At 54.4% G+C, this 1,567-nt stretch carries 1 protein-coding gene; it reads left to right on the plus strand.

The features are described from left to right. Positions 1-160: 160 nt before the first annotated feature. Positions 161-1,192, plus strand: a complete 1,032-nt coding sequence (locus BDE40_RS18125) for an IS110 family RNA-guided transposase (protein ID WP_134016997.1) — start codon at positions 161-163, stop codon at positions 1,190-1,192. Positions 1,193-1,567: the final 375 nt, after the last annotated feature.

The following is a 1,567-nucleotide window of genomic DNA, read 5'->3' on the forward strand; positions in this document are numbered from 1 at the left end:
AAAGGGAAAGATGCCGTAATGGGGCTTACCGCGAATCAAACACGTTTCGCTTGTCTGCTAGCTTAATTTGGAGTGCCGTTGCCCTTGATGCGCCTGCAGCGCGTCTGCGAGGTCGTATGTTTCCATGCGCCTCAATTCCTAAGAATAGAAAGGCAACGACATGAATGTATATATTGGATTGGACGTCTCACTGGCAAGCACCGCGATTTGTGTGCTGGGGCCGCAGGGGAAGATTGTTGAAGAATTGCAAGCAGCGAGCGAACCTGAGGCGCTGGTTCATGCGGTCGGCTCACTTCCGTATACGATCGACGCAATTGGACTTGAAGCGGGGCCGCTTTCTCAATGGCTGAGTAAAGGGATCGAGGAGGCAGGGTTTGAGGTTGTCTTGATGGAAACGCGGTTGGTGAAAGCTGCCTTGAAAGCAATGCCGATCAAGACCGACAGGCGCGATGCTCAGGGGATTGCTCGATTGCTGCAGATGGGTTGGTACAGGCCCGTGCACCGCAAATCCGTTTCATCCCAGGAAATACGCGCTTTGCTGACTGCGCGAAAGTCTGTTCAACAAGCGATCATCAACTTAGAACTCTCCATGAGGGGTGTTCTCAGGAACTTCGGCTTGAAGCTCGGGCACGTCACCCGGATCAGGTACGAGGCCCGCGTGAGGGAACTGGTTGTCCAAAACGACATTCTTTCCGCCTCGGCGTTGTCGCTTCTGCGTGCCCGGGAGCAGTTGAGGGCCGAGCTGGCAAGTCTGGACACAAAGATCACCGGGTTGGCAAAACATGACGACGTTTGTCGGCTGATGATGACGATGCCGGGTGTCGGCCCGATTGTTGCTCTGACTGTAAGATCCGCGATCGATGATCCGAACCGCTTCGCGCGATCGAAAGACGTTGGCCCTTGGGCGGGACTGACGCCGAGGCGCACTCAATCTGGAGAAATGGACATTGTCGGGCAAATTACCAAAGCTGGTGATCGCGGTCTGCGAACGGCTTTGTATCAAGCGGCGATGATCCTGATGCACCGCGGTGCCCCAAACTGGCTGCAATCCTGGGCACTCAAAGTGGCGCACAGGCGCGGAGCGAAACGGGCCATAGTTGCACTTGCTCGACGAATTGGAGTCATTTTGCACCGCATGTGGAGAGACAGCACGCCGTTTCGCTACACGCAAAGCTCCAGCGCAACAGCCTGAGTGAAGCACTTCAAGAATTTCTCGAAACGGAGGTATGAGCTGCGCCTGACAACAGGAACAACGAGGTCCCTTGCCGGGACGCGGTTTCTGGAGATGCCGAAGGCCCGCAAGTTATCAACAATCGTTGAATACGCGGGAAAGATGGGTACCCAGGACCATATTTGGACCAGGCATAGAGTGGCAGCTACGGGCTGACTACGGACGGAAGAACGAAGCCCGAGCATGGGGTATTCCTCAGACCTGAAGTGCGGTTGCAGTGAAAAAGAAAAAGTAAGCTTATGAATTGGTATCTCAAATTCGGTGGAGAGTAAGTTCTTGACCGGACGTTTTTGACATTTCCGAAGCTATTGACAAAGGCCCGCCCCATTACGGAAG

It is taken from the genome of Litoreibacter halocynthiae, assembly GCF_004365635.1.
Classification (GTDB): Bacteria; Pseudomonadota; Alphaproteobacteria; order Rhodobacterales; family Rhodobacteraceae; genus Litoreibacter; species Litoreibacter halocynthiae.

Excerpts from the sequence above, each read along its gene's own strand:
- BDE40_RS18125 (WP_134016997.1), top strand. The coding sequence starts at position 161 with ATGAATGTATATATTGGATTGGACGTCTCACTGGCAAGCACCGCGATT.